Genomic DNA, 20,613 nt, shown 5'->3' on the forward strand with positions numbered 1-20,613 from the left:
GGATGAATATATACATGAGCACAATCGATAAAAGCATTATTCGCGACATTAAGCTTGCCCCGGAAGGGCATTTAAAAATTGACTGGGTTAGCGCCCATATGCCTGTGCTTTCGAGCATTCGCGAGCAATTTGAGAAGGAACAGCCATTTAAAGGCTTGAAAGTATCGATTGCCCTGCATTTGGAAGCGAAAACCGCTTATTTGGCTAAAGTAGTAAAGGCCGGCGGAGCGGAAGTTACAATTGCGGGCAGCAACCCGCTGTCCACGCAGGATGACATTTGTGCGGCGCTCGTAGAAGACGGCATTACCGTTTTTGCGAAGCACAATCCTAGCCCGGAAGAGTACAATGAGCTCATTATTAAAGCAATCGAATCGAAGCCGGATCTTATTATTGACGACGGCGGCGAGCTGATTACGCTATTGCACAAAGACCGCCCGGATTTGCGTGAAAATCTTCGCGGCGGCGCGGAAGAAACGACGACGGGCATCATTCGTCTGAAAGCGATGGAGAAAGACGGTACGCTGCAGCTTCCGATGGTTGCGGTTAATGATGCCTACTGCAAATATTTGTTCGACAACCGTTATGGTACAGGGCAATCGGTATTTGATTCGCTGAACAAAACGACGAACCTTGTTATTGCAGGCAAAACCGTTGTAGTTGTAGGCTACGGCTGGTGTGGCAAAGGCGTAGCGATGCGCGCCAAAGGCCTTGGCGCCAAAGTAGTCGTAACTGAAGTGGACGCGATTCGTGCGGTTGAAGCGCATATGGACGGCTTCACCGTGCTGCCGATGATGGAAGCTGTTAAGCTTGGCGATGTGTTCATTACGGTAACAGGCAACCGCGACAACATTCGCGGCGAGCATTACAAGGTGATGAAGGGCGGCGCGATTTTGGCAAACGCCGGACATTTCGATGTGGAATTCAACATTCCGGAGCTTAAGGCGCTTTCGACTAACGTGCGCACGGTTCGCAACAACATTGAAGAATATCAGTTGGAAGATGGCAGAAGCATTTATGTCATTGCCAAAGGACGTCTGGTCAACTTGGCCGCAGGCGATGGTCACCCTGCAGAAATTATGGATACGACTTTTGCGCTTCAAGCGCTGTCGCTCCGATATGTGAATGAGCAATATAAAGCACTGGGCAAAAAAGTGGTTAATTTGCCGTATGAGCTGGACGAAAGCGTAGCACGCATCAAGCTGGAATCGCTGGGCATCAGCATCGATACGCTTACAGCAGAGCAAATTGCTTACCAGGATAGCTGGAACGTCTAATCCCAGCCCCTTGTTTGATAGAAACAGCCGATGCTGCCGCTTAAATGCGGTGGTAGCGGCTGTTTTTGTTTACAAAAAGAGCAACCTTTTGACAAAATTTACGTCTAGGACGGTAAATAGAGCAAAGGGGGCCGTTTTTATGACAAAAATAGAGAAAACAAAAATGAAAGAAAGAGCCAAAGAAAGAAGCTTAAATAAAAAGCTCATTTTGCTGCCGACATCGTTCTTGTTGGCTTTTATGCTGCTGCTTTCGGCCTGCTCGTCTGCAAACAGCGATCATGCATCCGAGGGGGAAACGAGTGCAGCACAGACTTCTAGCGATAAGCTTGAACAATATAGTACCAGTTCAGACAAGAGTGAAGGTGCAGCTGCTTCTACAGAAGCGAGCGGTGCTTTAGACAATAAAGCGTTGACGACCGCACCAGCAGACAGTTCGATTGACAGCATGACCATAGGTGGAGAAGCGTTTAACCAAAAGCTGATCTATACGGCGACAATGACGATGGAGGTTGCCGACTATGAGGCGGCGGCTCAGCAGCTGCGCAATGCTATCCATCAGGCTGGCGGGTACATTCTTGCTTTTCAGGATGGGCAGTATGGCAATGAGCAGGGTGCGAACTATACGATTAAGGTGCCGGCTCAAGGGTTTATGCCATTTGTGGAGCGGCTGGAGGGAATTGAGAACAATCATCTGGAGCGCGAGCTGAAAGGAACCGATGTGACGGAGGAGTACGTCGATCTGGAGGCGAGGCTGAAGGCGAAGCAGGTGGTGGAGCAAAGGCTGCTTGCTTTCATGGATAAGGCGCAAAAAGCGGATGATTTGGTCAAGTTTTCGCAGCAGCTCGCAAAGGTTCAGGAGGAAATTGAACAAATCAAAGGGCGTACGCGCTATTTGGACAAAAATGTAGCTTTCTCCACGATCGAGCTGAGGCTATATCAGCCAATCGATAGTACGATCAAGACGGACAAGGAAGAGAAATCGCTAGGCGGCAAGATGCTGGCGTCCTTTAAAACAAGCTATGAAGGAACATGGAACGTTATTCAAGGGCTGCTCGTCTTCCTCGCAGGAGCGCTTCCTGCTCTCGTTATTCCAGTCATTATTGGACTTGTAATTTGGTGGTTTATACGTCGTTCCCGCGCCAAAACACCGCCTGCAAAGCCGGAGCCGGAGCAGCAATAAAGTGTATCAAGCTTGCTTTCCTTGCTGGATACGAAGGGTAATATGAAAATTTATTAATAAGGTCAAACATTTTAATAAAATCCTGCTCATATGAGCAGGATTTTATTGTTGTATGGCGAATTACACTATGTTATGTGGGGGGAAGTGGAGCAAAGTGGGGAATAAGGGAGAGAGGGTGGAGGCGATCTTATGTTCATGGGCGAATATCAGCACAGCGTTGATGACAAAGGTCGGCTTATCGTACCAGCCAAATTCCGTGATTCACTAGGCGCTTCCTTTATTGCCACCCGCGGTCTCGACAACTGCTTGTTTGTTTATCCAATGAGCGAATGGACAGTGCTTGAACAGAAGCTCAAATCGCTTCCGCTCATGAAGGCAGATGCAAGAGCGTTCACCCGGTTCTTTTTCTCCGGGGCAACCGAATGCGAGCTGGATAAACAGGGAAGGGTAAACTTGCCGGGACATCTTAGAGAATATGCGAAAATTGACAAGGATTGTATGGTTCTGGGGGTTTCAAGCAGGGTAGAAATATGGAGCAAGGCGGTCTGGGACGGCTACTATGCAGAGTCCGAGCAAACCTTTAATGAAATTGCCGAGAAGCTGGTCGATTTTGACTTCAACTTTTAAACGGACGATTTCGAAAACTTGCTAACGATGGAACTGGGCGACCAAGACTAGGACAACAAGAACGGGAGGGCAATTGCGTGTTTCAGCATGTAACAGTACTTATGGAGGAAGCGGTTGACGGCCTGGCCATTAAGCCGGACGGCATTTACGTCGATTGCACGCTCGGCGGGGCGGGACACAGTGAACGCATTGCGTCGAGTTTGGGCGAGGGAGGACGGTTAATCGCTTTTGATCAGGATGATATTGCGCTGAATCACGCAAAGATCAGGCTTGCACCGTATTTGGATAAAGTAACACTTGTAAAAAGCAATTTTCGTTATTTGGAACAAATGCTGCTCACCTGCGATGTGCCGGTTGTGGACGGCGTACCTCAAGTCGATGGCATCCTGTTTGACCTTGGCGTATCGAGCCCTCAGCTTGATGAGGCAGAGCGCGGCTTTAGCTATAATCATGACGCGCCGCTTGATATGCGGATGGATCAAGGCGGAGCCATGACCGCTCATGAAATTGTCAACACATGGGACGAGCGTGAAATATCGCGGATTCTTTCCCATTATGGCGAGGAGAAGTTTGCCAGATCCATCGCCAGGACGATTATCAAGACTAGGGAAAGCAAGACGATTGAAACGACGGGAGAGCTTGTAGAGTTAATTAAGCTGTCCATCCCTGCAGCGGCAAGACGCACAGGCGGACACCCTGCAAAACGTACGTTTCAGGCGCTGCGCATCGCGGTCAATGATGAGCTGCGCGCGGAGGAAGAGGCTTTGGAGCAGGCGATTCGCTGCCTGAACCCGGGCGGCCGGGCGGCTGTTATTACGTTTCATTCCCTGGAGGATCGAATCTGCAAGCAACTATTTGCGAGCCTTTTAGAAAAATGCACTTGTCCGCCGGATTTTCCGAAATGTGTGTGCGGCGGTACAGGAAAGCTTCGGTTAGTGAACCGCAAGCCGATTGTTCCGAGTGAGCAGGAGCTGGAGTCCAATCCACGCGCTCGTTCGGCCAAGCTGCGAATCGCAGAAAAATTGTGAGACCTTAAGGAGGTTCTGGAGTGGCCTATACGAATGGAAATTTGGCTCTGCAGCCTAAGAAAAAACCTGAGCAGAAGCCAGCGATTAAGCAAAACAAACGGGTGGTCGTAAAAAGAAAAACGTTAACGATGCAGGAAAAGCTGCTGTACTTGTTTACAGTAATCGCATGCGTGCTTGTTGCAGGCGTTATTATTTTCAGGTATGCCGAAATTTATAAAATGAGCGTGGAAATTAAACACGTGACCAGTGAATATGAAGCGGTGAACGTAGAGCTGAAAGAGCTGAAGAAGCAGGTTGAAATGCTGAGTGATCCGGAGTTTATTCGGAAAATGGCGGAAAGCCAGGGGATGGTCAACAATTATCAGCCAGGCATAACCGTTAATACAGGCAAAGAGGAATCGGCTACCGCAATGGGTGAGTAGGGAGGACGTATGGTAAAACGAATCAGGATGCGTACATTGTTTTTTGGAGGGGTAATTACCCTCCTTTTTCTTATTCTAATTGGTAGAATTTTCTGGGTACAGGTAATTGATAGAGACACTTGGTATACGATGGCAAAAGAGCGCTGGGCGGATACAGAGACATTAGTCGCGAATAGGGGGACCATTACGGATCGCAATGGCAATGTGCTGGCGATGGATGCACTTGCGTATAATGTGGCTGTCAGTCCGAAGCAGATTGATAGTTTGGACATTGCCGATGATGTTGTAGAAGGGCTGAATGCGATTTTGAACAAACCGCAGGATGAGCTTCGCAAAATCGTAACCGCGCAAAACGATAAAGGCGAATATTACGCGCAGCGTGAAATTCGGGACGGCGGCTGGAATATCGATAAACCGCTGGCCGATAAAATCAAGGAGCTGCGGGATGAACTAAAGAAAGAAACAAAAGTAAATGACGTTGGCATATATTTATATGATGATCAGAAACGCTACTATCCTCGCAATACGATGGCATCCCAGCTGCTAGGTTACGTGGACAAGGATGGCATAGCACTTGCGGGCATCGAATCCTTTTTCAATGACAAGCTGCAGGGTACGAATGGTGAAATCAAGTATGAGAAGGATGGCAAGCGCGTTCAGCTCGCGGAAGGCGATGTCGTTTATGAACCAGTCGTAGACGGGCAGGATATTATGCTGACCCTGGATAACGAAATTCAGCATTATGTAGAGGACGCGATCAAGGAAGTAGCAGATAAATATCAGCCTAAAAGCATCACGGCTATTGCTGCTGACCCCAATACGATGGAAATTCTCGCAATGGCGAATTATCCGACCTTTAATCCGAATACGTATTGGGATACGAACTTTGAAAATGCGTACAATCACGCCATCAAGTCCTTGTATGAGCCGGGTTCAACGTTCAAAATTGTAACGCTGGCGGCAGCGGTTGAAGAAGGGCTGTTTAATCCGAATGCAGAATTTCAATCCGGCAGCATTAATGTGCCAGGTAATCCCGTTCGTGATTCCAACCGGGTAGGTTGGGGGAAAATCTCTTATTTGGAAGGCTTAAAGCATTCCAGTAACGTCGCTTTCGTTAAACTAGGCTGGCAAATGCTCGGCGGCGAGAAGCTGGTTGATTACATTAATCGCTTTGGCTTCGGACAGCCGACAGGCATTCAGCTGGGCAATGAATCAAAGGGTGTCAACAATATCAATTTGAGCATTCCCAGTGATATTGCGCGGGCGTCGTTCGGACAAGGCCCCGTATCTGTGACGCCGATTCAACAAATTGCCGCAGTCGCAGCAGTAGCAAACGGCGGAAATTTAATACAGCCGCAAATTATTAAGCAAATTTACGATCCTAACACGAATACGACTCAGAAGTTTGAGCCGAAGGTTGTACGCAAAGTGATTTCCGAGGATACGTCGAAGAAGGTCGGCGAATATTTGGAGCAGGTTGTATCTGACCAAGTGAACGGAACCGGACGCAATGCCTACATTGAAGGTTACCGTGTAGCGGGCAAAACCGGTACGGCACAAAAAATTATTAATGGGAAATATTCCAAAAATAAATACGTCGTTTCGTTTATCGGCTACGCGCCGGTTGAAAATCCGAAGGTCGTCGTCTATATTGTCGTCGATGAGCCGAATGATCCGCTTGCGGGCGGGGGTACGGTTGCCGCTCCAGCCTTCAAGGAGATCGTCTACAAAACCTTGCGCCATATGGGCATCATGCCGGAAAACGCGACAGAGGAATCGACCACTGATAAAAAGACGCCAACCGTTCAACTGCCGGATGTCACTGAAATGAATTTGTCGCAGGCGCAGGCTGAGCTTAAAGCGCGCAATGTGACGTTTGAGGTCGTCGGCACGGGAACGACGGTAGTCAAGCAGGTTCCGGCAGCAGGGGAAAACATTGCGGGGGCCCAGCGTGTGTATCTCGTTACCGAGCAGCAGGACAAGCTAACCATTCCCGACATGACGGGGCTGTCACTGCGTGATGCTCTGGAGATTGCCTCACTGATGAATGTGCAGCTGCTGGCAGAAGGTGAAGGCTTCATCATTTCCCAGAAGGAAGACAAGCAGGGGGATGAGCGGATTTTGCGGGTACAGCTTTCGCCGCCTACTGGCGCAGAGGGTGCGATCACTGCAGAGGAAGCACTGGCAAATGCACAGAATGAGGAGGGGACGGAAGAAGAGGCCTCCTCAGGCGGCTCGATGCAGGATGATGTAGAGGATACGGAAGAAGTTCAGGAGCAGTAGCATAACGATATAAGTTGAACGAAAGAAAGCGATAGGGCAAGGGAGAAACGAAAGAGAAAGGTTGGAACTGGAGAGAGTAAAGCTTTCCGTAGGAAAGCCGCTTCGTAAGCATGTGCTCAGCGGCCGGAAGTCCAACCTTTCTCGCAGTGGCGAACATCGCCCCATGCTATTCAATCGTTCAACTTGTATAGTACAGGTAGCATAATGGACATGTCAGGGGCTTGTTCTATCTCCTCCACCGAATGAATAGGCTGGGAATGAGCGTCAGTGTACGCTCTGCCTTAAGCAAAGGGCGGAGGAGGAGCAAGCGATGAAAGTATCAAATGTGACGGTGCGCCGTCGATTGTTTATGGTGCTTATTTTTGGAGTAATTGCATTTGCCGCTTTAGGTGCGCGGTTAGGGTATGTCCAGCTTTGGAAAGGCAGCGAGCTGGCGGCCAAGGCGGAAAACTCGTGGCGCAGGGACATTCCCTATATGGCGAAGCGGGGAGAAATTTGGGACCGCAATGGCGTCAAGCTGGCCTACAATGTAACCTCGCCTACCATTTGGGCGATTCCTGCGCAAATTAAAGACAAGCGGGCGACGGCTGATGCGCTCGCGCCGCTGCTGGATATGACGGCAGATGAGCTGTATGGCAAAATCAATACGAAAAAATCAATGCTCGTCCAGCTGCGTCCCGGCGGCCGCAAAATGACGCTGGAGAAGGCGCAGCAGGTTCGGGAGCTTGCGCTTCCTGGCATTGTAGCTGCCGAGGACAATAAGCGTTTTTATCCTTTTGGCAGCTTGGCGGCACATGTGCTTGGCTTTACAGGCATAGACAACCAAGGACTAACGGGTGTGGAAGCCAAGTATAATGACGAGCTTAGCGGCATTCAAGGGAATGTCTCTTTTCTGTCGGATGCGCGCGGCAGGCAGATGCCGAATTCCTCGGATACGTATGTGGAGCCGAAGGAAGGGCTGACGATGCAGCTGACGATCGACAAGCAGATTCAAGCGATTATGGAGCGAGAGCTGGACCAAGCGATGGCGCAGCACCAGCCCGACCAGATTATGGCGATTGCGATGAATCCGAAAAACGGCGAAATATTGGGGATGGCAAGTCGCCCAACCTATGAGCCGGATAAGTACAAGGAAGTCGCATCCGAGGTGTATAATCGGAATTTGCCGATTTGGATGACCTATGAGCCGGGGTCGACGTTTAAAATTATTACGCTCGCGGCAGCTATTGAAGAAAAGAAAGTCAACCTGAACAATGAGCGTTTTTATGATCCGGGTGCAATTGAAGTTGGAGGCGCAAGGCTTCGCTGCTGGAAGAAGGGCGGCCATGGCAGCCAGACTTTTCTGGAAGTTGTTGAGAACTCCTGCAACCCGGGCTTTGTGACGCTTGGACAGCGGCTGGGCAAGGATAAGCTGTTCGAATATATTAAAAATTTTGGTTTTGGCACAAAAACGGGCATTGATATCGGCGGCGAGGGAAATGGCATTATGTTTAAGCTGAGCCGGGTCGGGCCGGTGGAGCTGGCGACGACTGCTTTCGGTCAAGGGGTTTCGGTTACGCCCATTCAACAAATTACCGCTGTCTCGGCTGCTATTAATGGCGGTACGCTGTACAAGCCGCATGTGGTGAGGGGCTGGATTAATCCGGATACTGGGGAGACGGTGGAAACCGTAGAGCCGGAGGCGGTGCGAACGGTCATTTCTGAGGAAACGTCGAAGGCGGTCAGAGAAGCGCTGGAAAGTGTCGTAGCGAAAGGAACCGGGCGAAATGCGTTTATTGATGGCTACCGAGTAGGCGGCAAGACGGGTACGGCGCAAAAGGTCGTGGGCGGCAAATATTCGCCCAACGAGCATATCGTCTCCTTTATCGGCTTTGCCCCAGCGGATGATCCGGAAATCGTCATTTACGTAGCGGTTGATAATCCGCAAGGGATACAGTTCGGGGGCCTTGTTGCGGCGCCGATCGTGCGCAATATGATGGAGGATGCATTGACGGTATTGCAGGTGCCGCAAAGAGAGAAGCAGATTGGCAAAGTGTATAAATACGGCGAAACGCCAGTTGTCACTGTCCCTAATCTGATCGGCAAGACGGTGTCCGATATTTATGAGGATTTGAATATGAACTTCAACCTGAGCTCAGCGGGAACGGGGCAGACGGTTATTCGTCAGGCGCCTGCTGCCGGCACGCGGGTAGATCGCGGCTCTACGATTCGCATCTATTTAGGCGACGAGGATGATATATCTCATACGCATTGACTATACTGGTAGACATAATAAATAATAATGAAGGACATAATGCTCGGTCAGGCAGCAAGGCTTCATGTTTGCCGAGTGATGGGAGGAGAAGATAAGCGTATGAAATTAAGCGAATTGGCAAGCAGATTAATCACTTCCAAGCTAATTGGCAGCGGTGATATAGAGATTACAGCCATCGAGACGGATTCCCGCGCTGCACAGGCGGGCAGCTTGTTTATTTGTTTGCCCGGCCATACGGTGGATGGGCATGACTTTGCACCGCAAGCGGCGGAGCGCGGCGCGTCCGCCTTTGTAGTCGAGCGCGAGCTGCCGCATATTGCGGCTCCGCAGCTCGTTGTAGGGAGCAGCCGCCATGCGATGGCGGTGCTTGCGGACTATTTTTACAAGCAGCCTAGCGGCTCCTTGCATTTGATTGGGGTTACGGGTACGAATGGAAAGACGACGACGACATATTTAATTGAGCAAATTTTGAATGATCAGGATAAGCCAGCAGGCGTTATCGGTACAGTGGAGCGGCGTTATGCAGGGAAAACCGAGCCGATGTCCGGCACGACGCCGGAAGCGCTCCAGCTTCAGCGTTATTTGGCGGAGATGCAGGGCGCTGGCACGCAATATTGCGCGCTGGAGGTGTCCTCCCATGCGCTGGAGCAGGGCCGGGTGAAGGGCTGCCGCTTCCGCACGGCGATTTTCACGAACCTGACGCAGGATCATCTCGATTATCACGGTACGATGGAGCGTTATGCTGAAGCGAAGGGGCTTTTCTTCTCACGGCTTGGCAATGTGTATGCTAGTGATGAGGCGGAGCGCTCCTATGCGGTGCTCAATGCGGATGACCCAGCCTCGGAGGCGTTTGCGAAAGGAACAGCGGCAGATACGATTTTGTATGGAATTGATCATGATGCGGATGTCCGCGCCTCGAATATTCAAATTACGGCGCAAGGCACGTCCTTCCATGTCGACACCTTCGCGGGCAGCGCGGATATTACGCTCAAGATGGTCGGCAAGTTTAATGTGTATAATGCGCTGGCGGCCATTAGTGCAGCACTAATTGAAGGCATAACGATTGAGCAAATCAAGATGAGCCTTGAAAAAATGGCAGGTGTGCCGGGGCGCGTTGAATCGGTAAGCGTTGGGCAAAGCTTTGCCGTTATCGTTGACTATGCCCATACGCCGGATGGGCTCGACAATGTACTGCGCGCGGTCAAGGAGCTTGCACCGCCGCGAATCATCTGCGTATTTGGCTGCGGCGGCGACCGCGACCGGACGAAGCGTCCGATTATGGGCGCCATTGCTGCCAAATACAGCGATTATGCGATCATTACCTCGGATAATCCGCGTACGGAAGACCCTGAGCTCATTTTGCGGGACGTGGAAGCCGGGCTTTTGAAGGATGGTGTGGACAAGAGCCGCTATGAGCTGCTCGTTGATCGTCATGCCGCGATTGAAAAAGCGGTTGAAATGGCAAGCCCCGGCGATGTAGTATTGATTGCGGGGAAAGGTCATGAAACCTATCAAATTATCGGAGGCGTTACGCATCCGTTTGATGACCGACTAGTTGCGAAAGAAGCGATAAGGGGATTATTACATTGATTAGACGTACGCTGGAACAAATAGGCGGCATGTGCAAGGCGGAATGGAATCCGGCTGCTTCCGCCGTTGCCATCACGGGCGCAGGAACCGATTCACGTAAAATTACAGCGGGGCAGCTGTTCGTGCCGCTGGTGGGAGATAAATTCGACGGGCATGACTACGTGGCCCAGGCGCTTAAGGATGGAGCTGCTGCTGCACTGTGGCAGCGCGGCCATGCCATTCCGCCGGAGCTCGCAGACGCTCCTCTGCTTCTGGTTGATGATACGCTTGCAGCGCTTCAAGCGCTTGCGAGTGTTTACCGCACCGAGCTTGCAGGGCTGCGCGTTGTGGGCATTACAGGCAGCAACGGTAAAACGACAACGAAGGATATGGTTGCCGCGGTTCTTGGCACCTCGCTTCGCGTGCACAAAACAGCAGGCAACCTGAACAATCATATCGGGCTGCCGCTGATGGTGCTGGAGCTGGATGAGCAGACAGAGGTAGCGGTGCTGGAGATGGGCATGAGCGGCTTTGGCGAAATTGAGCTGCTGACGCAAATTGCGAAGCCGGATGTTGCCATCATTACGAATATTGGCGATGCGCATATGCTTCAATTGGGCTCGCGCGAAGGCATCGCGAAAGCGAAGCTGGAAATCGTTTCCGGCTTGCAGCCCGGCGGGCTGCTGCTGTATAACGGTGATGAGCCGCTGCTCGTCGCAGGGCTTGGCACGACGGCGCTGCCAGCTGGCGCAAGACTGGAAGCTTTTGGCCTGATGGACGGAAATCGGTGGACGGCTGCGAATATGAATATAGACGCAGTATCGGCAGCCTTCGAACTGAAGGACGGAGGCGCCCGCGCGCAAGTTAATGGAGCGGTGACGGAAGCGGCTGAAACAGCTGAAGCGGCAATCTATGCCATTCCTGTGCCGGGCAAGCATAATGTCAGCAATGCGTTGGCAGCCATTGCAATTGGCCATCATTTTGGCATCTCTGGGGAGCGGATTCGCCAGGGATTGTCCAGCCTGCAGTTGACAGGCATGCGGATTCAGCCGGTAAAAGCTTTTAATGGCGCCATGATTTTGAATGATGCGTATAACGCGAATCCGACTGCGGTAAGGGCGGCCATCGATTTGCTGGAGAGCGTAAGCGGCTTCCGCAAAAAATGGATCGTGCTTGGCGATATGCTTGAGCTTGGACCAGATGAGGAGCAGCTTCACTATGACACAGGCGCTTTCATTACGCCTGCGAAGGCCGATGCCGTGCTTACTTGCGGACAGCTTTCTCGTCACACGTCACACGGCGTGAAGAGCAGCTTTGGCGCTGCGGCTGATGCAGCGGACATCATTCATTTTGAAGAGAAGGAAAAGCTGGCGGAGTGGCTCAAACAGCAGCTGCAGCCTGCGGATATTGTGCTGGTTAAAGGCTCGCGCGGTATGCGTATGGAACAGATTGTCCAAGCTTTAGAGGTGGGGTGAGAGCATGGACATGATGATTATTTTATTCACACTAGGCGTTTCTTTTTTGCTCGCGGCTCTGCTTGGGCCGATTTGTATTCCCTTGCTGAAACGGATGAAGTTTGGACAGCAAATTCGTACGGATGGACCGCAAAGCCATTTGAAAAAAAGCGGCACACCAACGATGGGCGGCATCATTATTATGCTGGCGCTGCTCATAGCCTTTTTGAATTTTGCCGATAAAACGGCGGATTTCTGGGTGCTGCTTACCGCCTCGCTAGGCTTCGGCCTCGTGGGGTTTCTCGACGATTACATCAAAATCGTCTTCAAGCGCTCGCTCGGCCTGACCGCACGTCAGAAGCTGTTCGGCCAGCTGCTGTTTTCGGTTATCGTCTGCGCGTTGCTGTACCAGATGCACCATAGCACAGAAATCATCGTTCCCGGCACGTCCTGGAGCTTCGATATGGGATGGTTTTATTATCCGTTTGTCGTCATTATTTTGTTCGCTGCCAGCAATTCGGTTAATTTCACCGATGGGCTGGACGGACTTCTCGCCGGTACAAGCGCAATTGCCTTTGGCGCATTTACAATTGTAGCGCTGCAAGTGTCGGCTTATGGCTCAGCCATTTTCTCGGCTGCGATGATTGGAGCCGTGCTGGGCTTCCTGATCTACAACGCGTATCCTGCCAAAGTATTTATGGGGGATACCGGCTCGCTTGGCATCGGCGGCGGCATTGCTGCGGTTGCGATTTTGACGAAAATGGAGCTGCTGCTCATTTTGATTGGCGGTATTTTCGTACTCGAAATGCTGTCGGTTATTTTGCAGGTCGGTTCCTTCAAGCTGCGCGGCAAGCGGATTTTCAAAATGAGCCCGATTCATCATCATTTTGAATTGTCCGGCTGGTCCGAGTGGCGCGTTGTATCAACGTTTTGGGCGGTTGGCCTCGTGTTTGCGGTGCTGTCGCTTCTGCTGATACGTGTATTTTAAAATTACTGCACACAAGCGTAAACGGCCGAAAGCCGTCCTCTGGCGGCAAAGCAACCGTTTCGCGTAGAAATATAGAGAAAGGATGGAAAAATCATATCCTTTCCTATATTTTTCAAAATAATAGGGATAGCAGCTGGCGCTTCTAGCAACGCCGAGATCCACTGCGGATCACGACGTTCTGGCGCCCGTGCTGTTGCCCTTTACAAGGAGCTGTCATTTATGGATCATCCGGCATCGTACCGGGGCCGCCGCGTTGTGGTGCTTGGCCTGGCAAGGAGCGGGGTTAGCGTCGCAAAGGTGTTTCATTCCTATGGGGCGGAGGTAATAGTAAACGATAAGAAAGAGCAGGACCAATGTCCCGAAGCGGATGAGTTGATCGCTTTGGGCATTTCTGTGCTTTGCGGTTCTCATCCAGGCGACCTCATTACGGCTGATACAGCGCTGCTTGTCAAAAATCCAGGCATCCCTTATTCGGCTCCGCCCATTAGGCAAGCGGAAGCGGCAGGCGTTGAAATTGTGACCGAGGTTGAAGTGGCTTATTTGCTTTCGCCTGCACCGATTATTGGCATTACAGGCTCGAATGGCAAAACGACAACGACAACCTGGATCGGCGAGCTGCTGGAGTCGGCGGGCAAGCATCCCATCGTGGCCGGCAACATTGGCCGCCCATTATGCGAAGCAGCGGTAGAGGCGACAGAGGGCAACTGGCTCGTTGCCGAGCTGAGCAGCTTTCAGCTTAAAGGGACAACAGGGTTCCGACCTCGCGTCGCCCTGCTGCTCAATGTAGTAGATACGCACCTGGATTATCATGGCGGCATGGAAGATTACATACATTCGAAGACAAAGCTGTTTGCCAATCAGACGAAGGAAGATACGGCTGTGCTGAACTGGGATGATCCGATTTGCCGGCAGCTGGCTGATCGTCTGACCGCCTCCATTTTGCCATTCTCCCTTTATGAAAAGCTAAGCTATGGGGTAGCGATTGAGCCTCCATATGCGAAGACAGATACAAACGCTTCTCCCGATAAAAATGAAGCTGCTGCCGCTGGTCATATCGTATGGCGTGCGCAGGATGGAACGGAAACGGAGCTGCTTGCAGCAGATGAGCTGGGCATCCCTGGCCGCCACAATGCGGCTAATGCGCTTGCAGCCATTGCAGCTTGTCTTGCAGCAGGGGCAGCGCCGGAGCAGCTTATCCAGACGCTGCGGAGCTTTAAAGGCGTAGAGCATCGGCTGGAGTATGCGGGAGAAGTGCAGGGGGTTAAATATTACAACGATTCCAAGGCGACCAATCCGACAGCTACGACGATGTCCGTTGGCTCATTGACTGCGCCAATTGTACTTATAGCAGGCGGTCTGGATCGCGGCTCGGATTACATGGAGCTGCTGCCGCTGTTCCGTGACAGGCTCAAAGGGCTTGTGGCGCTAGGCGAGACGCGCGGCAAGCTGGGTCATGTCGCGGAACTGGCAGGTTTAGCGGGCGTTCGTTTGGTCGAACCTGAAGAGAACGCCGAAGCGACCTTGCGCGAAGCGGTGCGGCAGGCAGCCGCGCTAGCAGCACCGGGCGACATCGTATTGCTGTCGCCAGCATGCGCCAGCTGGGATATGTTTACATCCTATGAGCAGCGCGGGCGCATTTTTAAAGATTCGGCGCATACCTTGTAAGTAGGGGGCTTGTCCCTACTTTTACATGCAAAGAGGTGTACGCTATGGCCAAAGCCAGGTCTGCCCCGGACGTATGGATGATCGTCTCTATTGCGCTCATTCTGGCTATCGGAATCATTATGGTATACAGCGCGAGCGCAGTGCTCGCTTTTCATGAATTCGGAGATCGCTATTATTACGTCAAGCGCCAGCTGCTGTTTGCCGGTCTCGGCGTCGGCGCGCTCATATTCACAATGAATATGAATTATCTCGTTTGGCGCAAATGGTCAAAAATCGCCTTAATCATCTGCTTCGTTCTGCTCGTCATCGTACTGATCCCCGGCGTGGGCGTCGTGCGCGGCGGAGCGCGCAGCTGGCTCGGCATCAGCTCGTTCGGCATCCAGCCTTCCGAATTCATGAAGCTGGCGATGATTTTATTTTTGGCAAAATGGCTTTCCGAGAAGCAGCAGACGATTACGCTGTTCGTCAAGGGGCTGCTGCCTCCGCTCGGGATGGCGCTGCTCGCCTTCGGCCTTATTATGCTGCAGCCGGATCTCGGCTCTGGCGCGGTCATGGTTGCAGCTTCGCTGCTGTTGATCTTTACCGCAGGCGCCCAGCTCAAGCATTTGGGCATGCTCGCGCTGGCAGGCGTGGCAGGACTTGTCGGCCTTATACTGGCCGCTCCTTACCGGCTGCAGCGCATTTCCGGTTTCCTTGATCCATGGGCTGATCCGCTTGGCTCAGGCTATCAAATTATTCAATCGCTATATGCGATTGGCCCGGGAGGACTTGTTGGGCTTGGCCTCGGCATGAGCAGGCAGAAGTTCAGCTATTTGCCGGAGCCGCAAACGGACTTTATTTTCTCCATCGTTGCGGAGGAGCTTGGTTTTATCGGAGGGTCGGCACTTATTGTGCTGTTTATGATACTGATATGGCGCGGCATTCGAACAGCGATTTACGCTCCTGATACGTTCGGCAGCTTGCTCGCTGTTGGCATCACGAGCATTATCGGCGTTCAGGTGCTTATCAATATCGGTGTCGTCATCGGCATGATGCCTGTAACGGGCATTACGCTGCCGCTGGTCAGCTATGGCGGTTCATCGCTTACGCTTCTGCTCACATCGCTGGGCATTTTACTTAATATTTCACGTTATTCAAGGTGAATGAACAACTAGGCTTTCGGCGCTTGCTCCACACAATAAGCGGGCCTTGCAGCGGGCGCTATAGGCATTTGTAACACTACCCGGACATAAGGCATAGGATACTCTTATAAATCGTGACCATCGCCGAGTGGGCCTGTTCTTCACCCTGAAGCAGAAGGAGGTTAGACAGCATGGAACATGTAGCTGAGCTGTTTGAGAATGCAAAAATTGGAAAAGTACTCGTTAATGAACGATTGGAAAATCATACTACTTGGAAAGTAGGCGGTCCTGCCGATATTCTTATAATACCGGATGGACAGGAACAAATTATGTCAGCTGTCCGGCTGCTTCATGAGCATGGCATACCTTGGACCCATTTGGGACGCGGCTCCAATATGCTGGTGAGCGACAAAGGCATTCGCGGCGTTGTCATTAAGCCGCGGGGCGGACTGGATTATGTGCGCTTCGACGGGAACACGGTTCATGCCGGAGCGGCCTATTCCTTCATTAAACTGTCTGTGATGTCCGGCAAGCAAGGACTAACGGGCTTGGAATTTGCCGGGGGCATTCCGGGAACGGTAGGCGGGGCCGTCTATATGAATGCCGGTGCGCATGGATCGGATGTGTCGCGTATTTTCAAGTCAGCCGAGATTGTGCTGGAGAATGGTGAATTGGTAACCTACGGACCCGAGGATATGCAATTTTCTTACCGACATTCCGTGCTGCATGAACGCAAAGGGCTCGTGCTGTCAGCAACCTTCGAGCTTGTGCCTGGAGACCGTCAGGAAATTGCTGCAACGCTGGCCTCCTACAAGGAGAGACGGCTGCGTACGCAACCGCTGCAGCTGGCATGTGCGGGCAGCGTCTTCCGCAATCCGCCTGGCGATTATGCCGCCAGATTAATTGAGGAGGCGGGGCTTAAAGGCTTCCGTGTAGGTGCGGCCGAAGTATCCGAGCTGCATGCCAATTTTATCGTCAACACCGGGCAAGCGACAGCTGAAGATGTGCTTACCCTCATGGCTCATATTCAAGGCGTCATTGTAGATCGATATGGGATCAGCTTGGTGCCGGAAGTGCTGGTGGTGGGTGAGCGGTAATTCGGAGGTGAGACATTGGACAAATTGGTGATTGAAGGCGGGAAACCACTCTCAGGAACCATTGTTATCCAAGGAGCGAAAAATGCCGCTTTGCCAATATTGGCAGCCAGCTTATTGGCCGAAGGCGAAACGACACTGGAACATGTGCCGAAGCTGCTGGATATCGACGTCATGCTCAGCATACTGCGGGAACTCGGATGCCATGCGGAGCATGAAGGCGATACGGTACAGCTGAACACGGAAAGCATGCACCTCTCCCATGTCCCGGAAAAGTTAATGGGGCAGATGCGCTCGTCAATCTTTCTAATGGGGCCGCTTCTTGCGAGATTTGGTGAAGTACAGGTCTATCAGCCTGGCGGCTGCGCGATCGGGCAGCGCAAAATTGATTTGCATCTGGAGGGACTTCGGGCGCTCGGGGCCGATATTGAAGAAGCGGGCAATTGCATGATTTGCCGGGCAGACCGTCTCAAAGGAGCCGATATTCATCTAAGCTTCCCTAGTGTCGGAGCGACGGAAAATATTATGATGGCCGCGGTGCTTGCTGAAGGGCGAACGATGATTACGAATGCTGCTCGCGAGCCGGAAATTCAGGATTTGCAGCGGTTTCTGAATGCTATGGGTGCCGAGATGATCGGCGCTGGTACGGATACCATTACGATAAATGGCGTGAAGTCGCTTTCTCCTTGTACGTACAAGGTTATTCCGGATCGCATTGTAACCGGCACCTTAATGGTTGCCGCGGCGGCGACGCGCGGTCAAATTACTCTTCTGAATACATGTCCCTCCCACTTGTCTTCCTTAATACACGTGCTTCGCAGATCAGGTATTCAAATCACCACCCACGATGATATAATAAAAGTTAGCTGTGCGTCCCGCCCCAAAGCCATTGAACGAATTGTTACTTCCCCATACCCTGCTTTTCCGACTGATCTGCAATCTCAAGTGATGGTGCTGCTAGCGCTTGCAGACGGAACGAGCATTATGAAGGAGACGATTTTCGAAGGCAGGCTGAAGCATGTTGACGAACTATCACGAATGGGTGCGGATATACGGGTTGATATGAATGCGGCTTTTATCCGGGGCGTTCCGCGTCTTTATGGAGCGACGGTGGAAGCAACGGATTTGCGGGCAGGAGCAGCGCTTGTAATCGCTGGCCTTGCTGCGCAAGGGAAGACGGTAGTGGAGCAAATTCATCATATTGATCGGGGCTATGATCGCATTGAAACGATGTTAAGCAGACTGGGAGCAAGGATTTCTCGCTATTCTTCTGTTCCTAATGTTCCTAATGATCCTGATAACTAGTGTATGCGAACAAGCGCCTGAATAGAAACTCCCGGCTCCTGCGATTTGGGGATCCGGATGTTTTTGGGGAAAGAAGGGACAAGTTATGAGCGCGCCGATGCCAGTGCTTAAAAATCCGGTTGGCAAACGAAAAGGTAATCGCAAGCTGCTTAGCGTGCTTGTGCTGCTGTTTATTATTTTGCTGTCCGTATTGTTTTTTAATTCTTCTATTAGTAAAATTTCGGAGATTCATATTGAAGGCACTGCCTATACGACGACTGCGGAAATTGGACAGGCTGCTGCCATATCGGTGGGCGATGCTTTTTTTGGTACAACGTCAGCGACCATCGAGGAATCGGTTAAAGCGATTCCGACCATTAACAACGTCACCGTGGACAAAGCTTTCCCTGGGAAGGTAACGATTACGGTAGAGGAGTATCCGGTAGTAGCCTTTGAGCTGTTTAGCGATGGCAATTTGACAGCGCTGCTGGCGAACGGGTCGGAGCTTCCAGCTGCAAATGAGGAGCTATTGGTCAATAAGCCTGTATTGTCTGGCTGGAAGCAGGGGGATGAATACCGCGTGAAGCTTGCGGAGCAGCTTGGCAAAATTCCGGCGAAGCAGCTGTCTGATTTATCCGAAATTATGCCATATCCATCCAAGGCGTATCCTGACCGCATCAAAATTTACACGCGAACGAAATTCGAGGTTGTAACGGCGATTTCACTGCTGAGCGAGAAAATTGAAACGATGAATGCGGTCATTGAAACGCAGGAGCCTGGAAAAATCACCCTGCTGCTAGCGGATACGTATGATTCTTTTATTAAGACAGATCCAGAAAATGAAGAGGGCAGTTGAAAAACAGACTACTCATTTTTAGAAAACAGTGATAAAATTTTATAGGTGGACTTTTAAAATGAAAGCAAAACGACATGCATGGCGCTTAAACACCATATGAGTATTTTTTAATGAAATTAAAATTCATATAGAGTTAGAAAAATAGTGCCCTTAAAAAGAGGGATACTATTAACTGCGTTGAATATGTAAAAAGGCGTTTTGTGATTAAACTGATACAAGCTGTATAATTTATAAGTTGAAACGGAGGTGCCGCGGGTTGAGCAGCAACGACATCATCGTCAGTTTAGACATCGGTACATCCAAAGTTCGTGCTATTATTGGCGAAGTGAATAACGGAGCCATTAATATTATTGGAGTTGGATCTGCCGACTCAGAGGGTATTCGCAAAGGAGCTATTGTAGATATCGACCAGACCGTTCAGTCGATTCGTAATGCGATTGAGCATGCGGAACGAATGGTAGGTATTCAAATATCAGACGTCTATGTTGGTATTCAAGGCAATCATATTGCTTTGCAAACCAATCATGGCGTCGTTGCCGTATCCAATGAGGACCGTGAAATTGGCGAAGAAGATATTGAGAGAGTTGTGCAGGCTGCGAAAGTAGTAGCCTTGCCGCCTGAACGCGAGATTATTAATTTAGTGCCGAAGCAATATTTGGTAGACGGACTGGAAGGCATATCCGATCCTCGGGGGATGATCGGCGTGCGTCTGGAAGTGGAAGCCACCATTGTAACAGGTGCTAAGACAGCGATACATAATTTGATGCGCTGTGTGGAGAAAGCAGGACTCCGCATTTCCGGCGTCATTTTGATGTCTTTGGCATCCGGCGTCATATCGCTGACGAAAGACGAGAAAATGATGGGTACCGTACTGGCGGATATCGGAGCAGGCTCCTGTACGATTACGATTTTCGAGCAGGGCGGACTTGCGGCGACTTCTACGCTTCCTATCGGCGGAGAATACGTAACGAACGATATCGCTTACGGTTTGCGTACCCAAAGTGATCAAGCGGAGAAAATCAAGCTGAAATACGGCTGCTCCTACATTGGCGATGCTGCGGAAGATGTGAAGTTCAAAGTTCTCCGTATGGGAAGCAATGTAGAAAAGGAATTTTCTCAAGTCGATTTGGCGAGCATTATCGAGCCTCGGATGCAGGAGATTTTCAGCCTGATCAAGCAAGAGGTTCGTCGTCTTGGTTATCATGACAAGGTCAGCAGCTATGTGCTTACTGGAGGAGCAGTGACAATGCCAGGCACATTGGCGCTTGCTCAAGCAGAGCTTGAATCCACCGTTCGCGTGGCACTTCCGGATTATATCGGCGTGCGCGATCCCGCTTACAGCAGCGGTGTAGGAATGATTCAATACGTATCGAAATATATGGGAGCGCGCGGAACAACCAGCACAGTGAAAAAAGCCGCAAGCAGCCGCAAAACGGGTTCCACCGCTTCATCCAAACCCGGTATGTTCGAACGGATAAAAAATATGTTTAACGAATTTATTTGATCGGGGGAAA

General features: G+C 51.1%; 16 protein-coding genes. All 16 read left to right on the top strand.

Annotated elements, in window-relative coordinates; translation table 11 throughout:
* Window positions 1-14 precede the first annotated feature (14 nt).
* The 16 genes from WH37_RS09790 to ftsA all read left to right on the top strand — a co-directional run bounded on the left by WH37_RS09790 (window position 15) and on the right by ftsA (window position 20,603).
* Complete coding sequence (locus WH37_RS09790) at window positions 15-1,274, top strand: adenosylhomocysteinase (protein ID WP_046230404.1); 1,260 nt, start codon at window positions 15-17, stop codon at window positions 1,272-1,274.
* 139 nt (window positions 1,275-1,413) lie between these two features.
* A complete protein-coding gene (locus tag WH37_RS09795; RefSeq protein ID WP_052736911.1) occupies window positions 1,414-2,454 on the top strand; it encodes a DUF4349 domain-containing protein in 1,041 nt (346 codons plus the stop codon).
* 189 nt (window positions 2,455-2,643) lie between these two features.
* Window positions 2,644-3,081: a division/cell wall cluster transcriptional repressor MraZ gene (mraZ, locus tag WH37_RS09800; RefSeq protein ID WP_046230405.1), complete on the top strand. Its 438-nt coding sequence runs from the start codon at window positions 2,644-2,646 to the stop codon at window positions 3,079-3,081.
* A 77-nt stretch (window positions 3,082-3,158) separates the two neighbouring features.
* A complete protein-coding gene (gene rsmH, locus WH37_RS09805; protein ID WP_046230406.1) occupies window positions 3,159-4,109 on the top strand; it encodes a 16S rRNA (cytosine(1402)-N(4))-methyltransferase RsmH in 951 nt (316 codons plus the stop codon).
* Between the two features lie 20 nt (window positions 4,110-4,129).
* A complete protein-coding gene (ftsL2, locus tag WH37_RS09810) occupies window positions 4,130-4,531 on the top strand; it encodes a cell division protein FtsL (protein ID WP_046230407.1) in 402 nt (133 codons plus the stop codon).
* Between the two features lie 9 nt (window positions 4,532-4,540).
* The gene (locus WH37_RS09815; protein ID WP_046230408.1) at window positions 4,541-6,814 is read left to right on the top strand and encodes a penicillin-binding transpeptidase domain-containing protein; all 2,274 of its coding nucleotides are present in this window, start codon (window positions 4,541-4,543) and stop codon (window positions 6,812-6,814) included.
* Between the two features lie 310 nt (window positions 6,815-7,124).
* Window positions 7,125-9,068, top strand: a complete 1,944-nt coding sequence (locus WH37_RS09820; protein ID WP_046230409.1) for a stage V sporulation protein D — start codon at window positions 7,125-7,127, stop codon at window positions 9,066-9,068.
* A 99-nt stretch (window positions 9,069-9,167) separates the two neighbouring features.
* Window positions 9,168-10,658, top strand: coding sequence for a UDP-N-acetylmuramoyl-L-alanyl-D-glutamate--2,6-diaminopimelate ligase (locus WH37_RS09825; protein ID WP_046230410.1), 1,491 nt, complete (start codon window positions 9,168-9,170; stop codon window positions 10,656-10,658).
* Window positions 10,655-12,112, top strand: coding sequence for a UDP-N-acetylmuramoyl-tripeptide--D-alanyl-D-alanine ligase (locus WH37_RS09830; protein WP_046230411.1), 1,458 nt, complete (start codon window positions 10,655-10,657; stop codon window positions 12,110-12,112). The genes WH37_RS09825 and WH37_RS09830 overlap by 4 nt, the downstream gene beginning before the upstream one ends.
* 4 nt (window positions 12,113-12,116) lie before the next feature.
* Window positions 12,117-13,079, top strand: coding sequence for a phospho-N-acetylmuramoyl-pentapeptide-transferase (gene mraY / locus WH37_RS09835; protein ID WP_046230412.1), 963 nt, complete (start codon window positions 12,117-12,119; stop codon window positions 13,077-13,079).
* Between the two features lie 219 nt (window positions 13,080-13,298).
* Window positions 13,299-14,744 carry a UDP-N-acetylmuramoyl-L-alanine--D-glutamate ligase gene (gene murD / locus WH37_RS09840; RefSeq protein ID WP_046230413.1) on the top strand — a complete coding sequence of 482 codons (1,446 nt, stop codon included), beginning with the start codon at window positions 13,299-13,301 and terminating at the stop codon, window positions 14,742-14,744.
* Between the two features lie 44 nt (window positions 14,745-14,788).
* Window positions 14,789-15,886 carry a stage V sporulation protein E gene (gene spoVE, locus WH37_RS09845; RefSeq protein WP_046230414.1) on the top strand — a complete coding sequence of 366 codons (1,098 nt, stop codon included), beginning with the start codon at window positions 14,789-14,791 and terminating at the stop codon, window positions 15,884-15,886.
* Window positions 15,887-16,056: 170 nt separating this feature from the next.
* Complete coding sequence (murB, locus tag WH37_RS09850; RefSeq protein WP_046230415.1) at window positions 16,057-16,962, top strand: UDP-N-acetylmuramate dehydrogenase; 906 nt, start codon at window positions 16,057-16,059, stop codon at window positions 16,960-16,962.
* A gap of 15 nt (window positions 16,963-16,977) precedes the next feature.
* Window positions 16,978-18,264, top strand: a complete 1,287-nt coding sequence (gene murA / locus WH37_RS09855) for a UDP-N-acetylglucosamine 1-carboxyvinyltransferase (protein WP_046230416.1) — start codon at window positions 16,978-16,980, stop codon at window positions 18,262-18,264.
* An 85-nt stretch (window positions 18,265-18,349) separates the two neighbouring features.
* Window positions 18,350-19,099, top strand: coding sequence for a cell division protein FtsQ/DivIB (locus WH37_RS09860; protein ID WP_046230417.1), 750 nt, complete (start codon window positions 18,350-18,352; stop codon window positions 19,097-19,099).
* A gap of 256 nt (window positions 19,100-19,355) precedes the next feature.
* Window positions 19,356-20,603, top strand: coding sequence for a cell division protein FtsA (ftsA, locus tag WH37_RS09865; RefSeq protein WP_046230418.1), 1,248 nt, complete (start codon window positions 19,356-19,358; stop codon window positions 20,601-20,603).
* Window positions 20,604-20,613 lie beyond the last annotated feature (10 nt).

Source organism: Paenibacillus algorifonticola (assembly GCF_000971975.1).
GTDB classification, from domain to species: domain Bacteria; phylum Bacillota; class Bacilli; order Paenibacillales; family Paenibacillaceae; genus Pristimantibacillus; species Pristimantibacillus algorifonticola.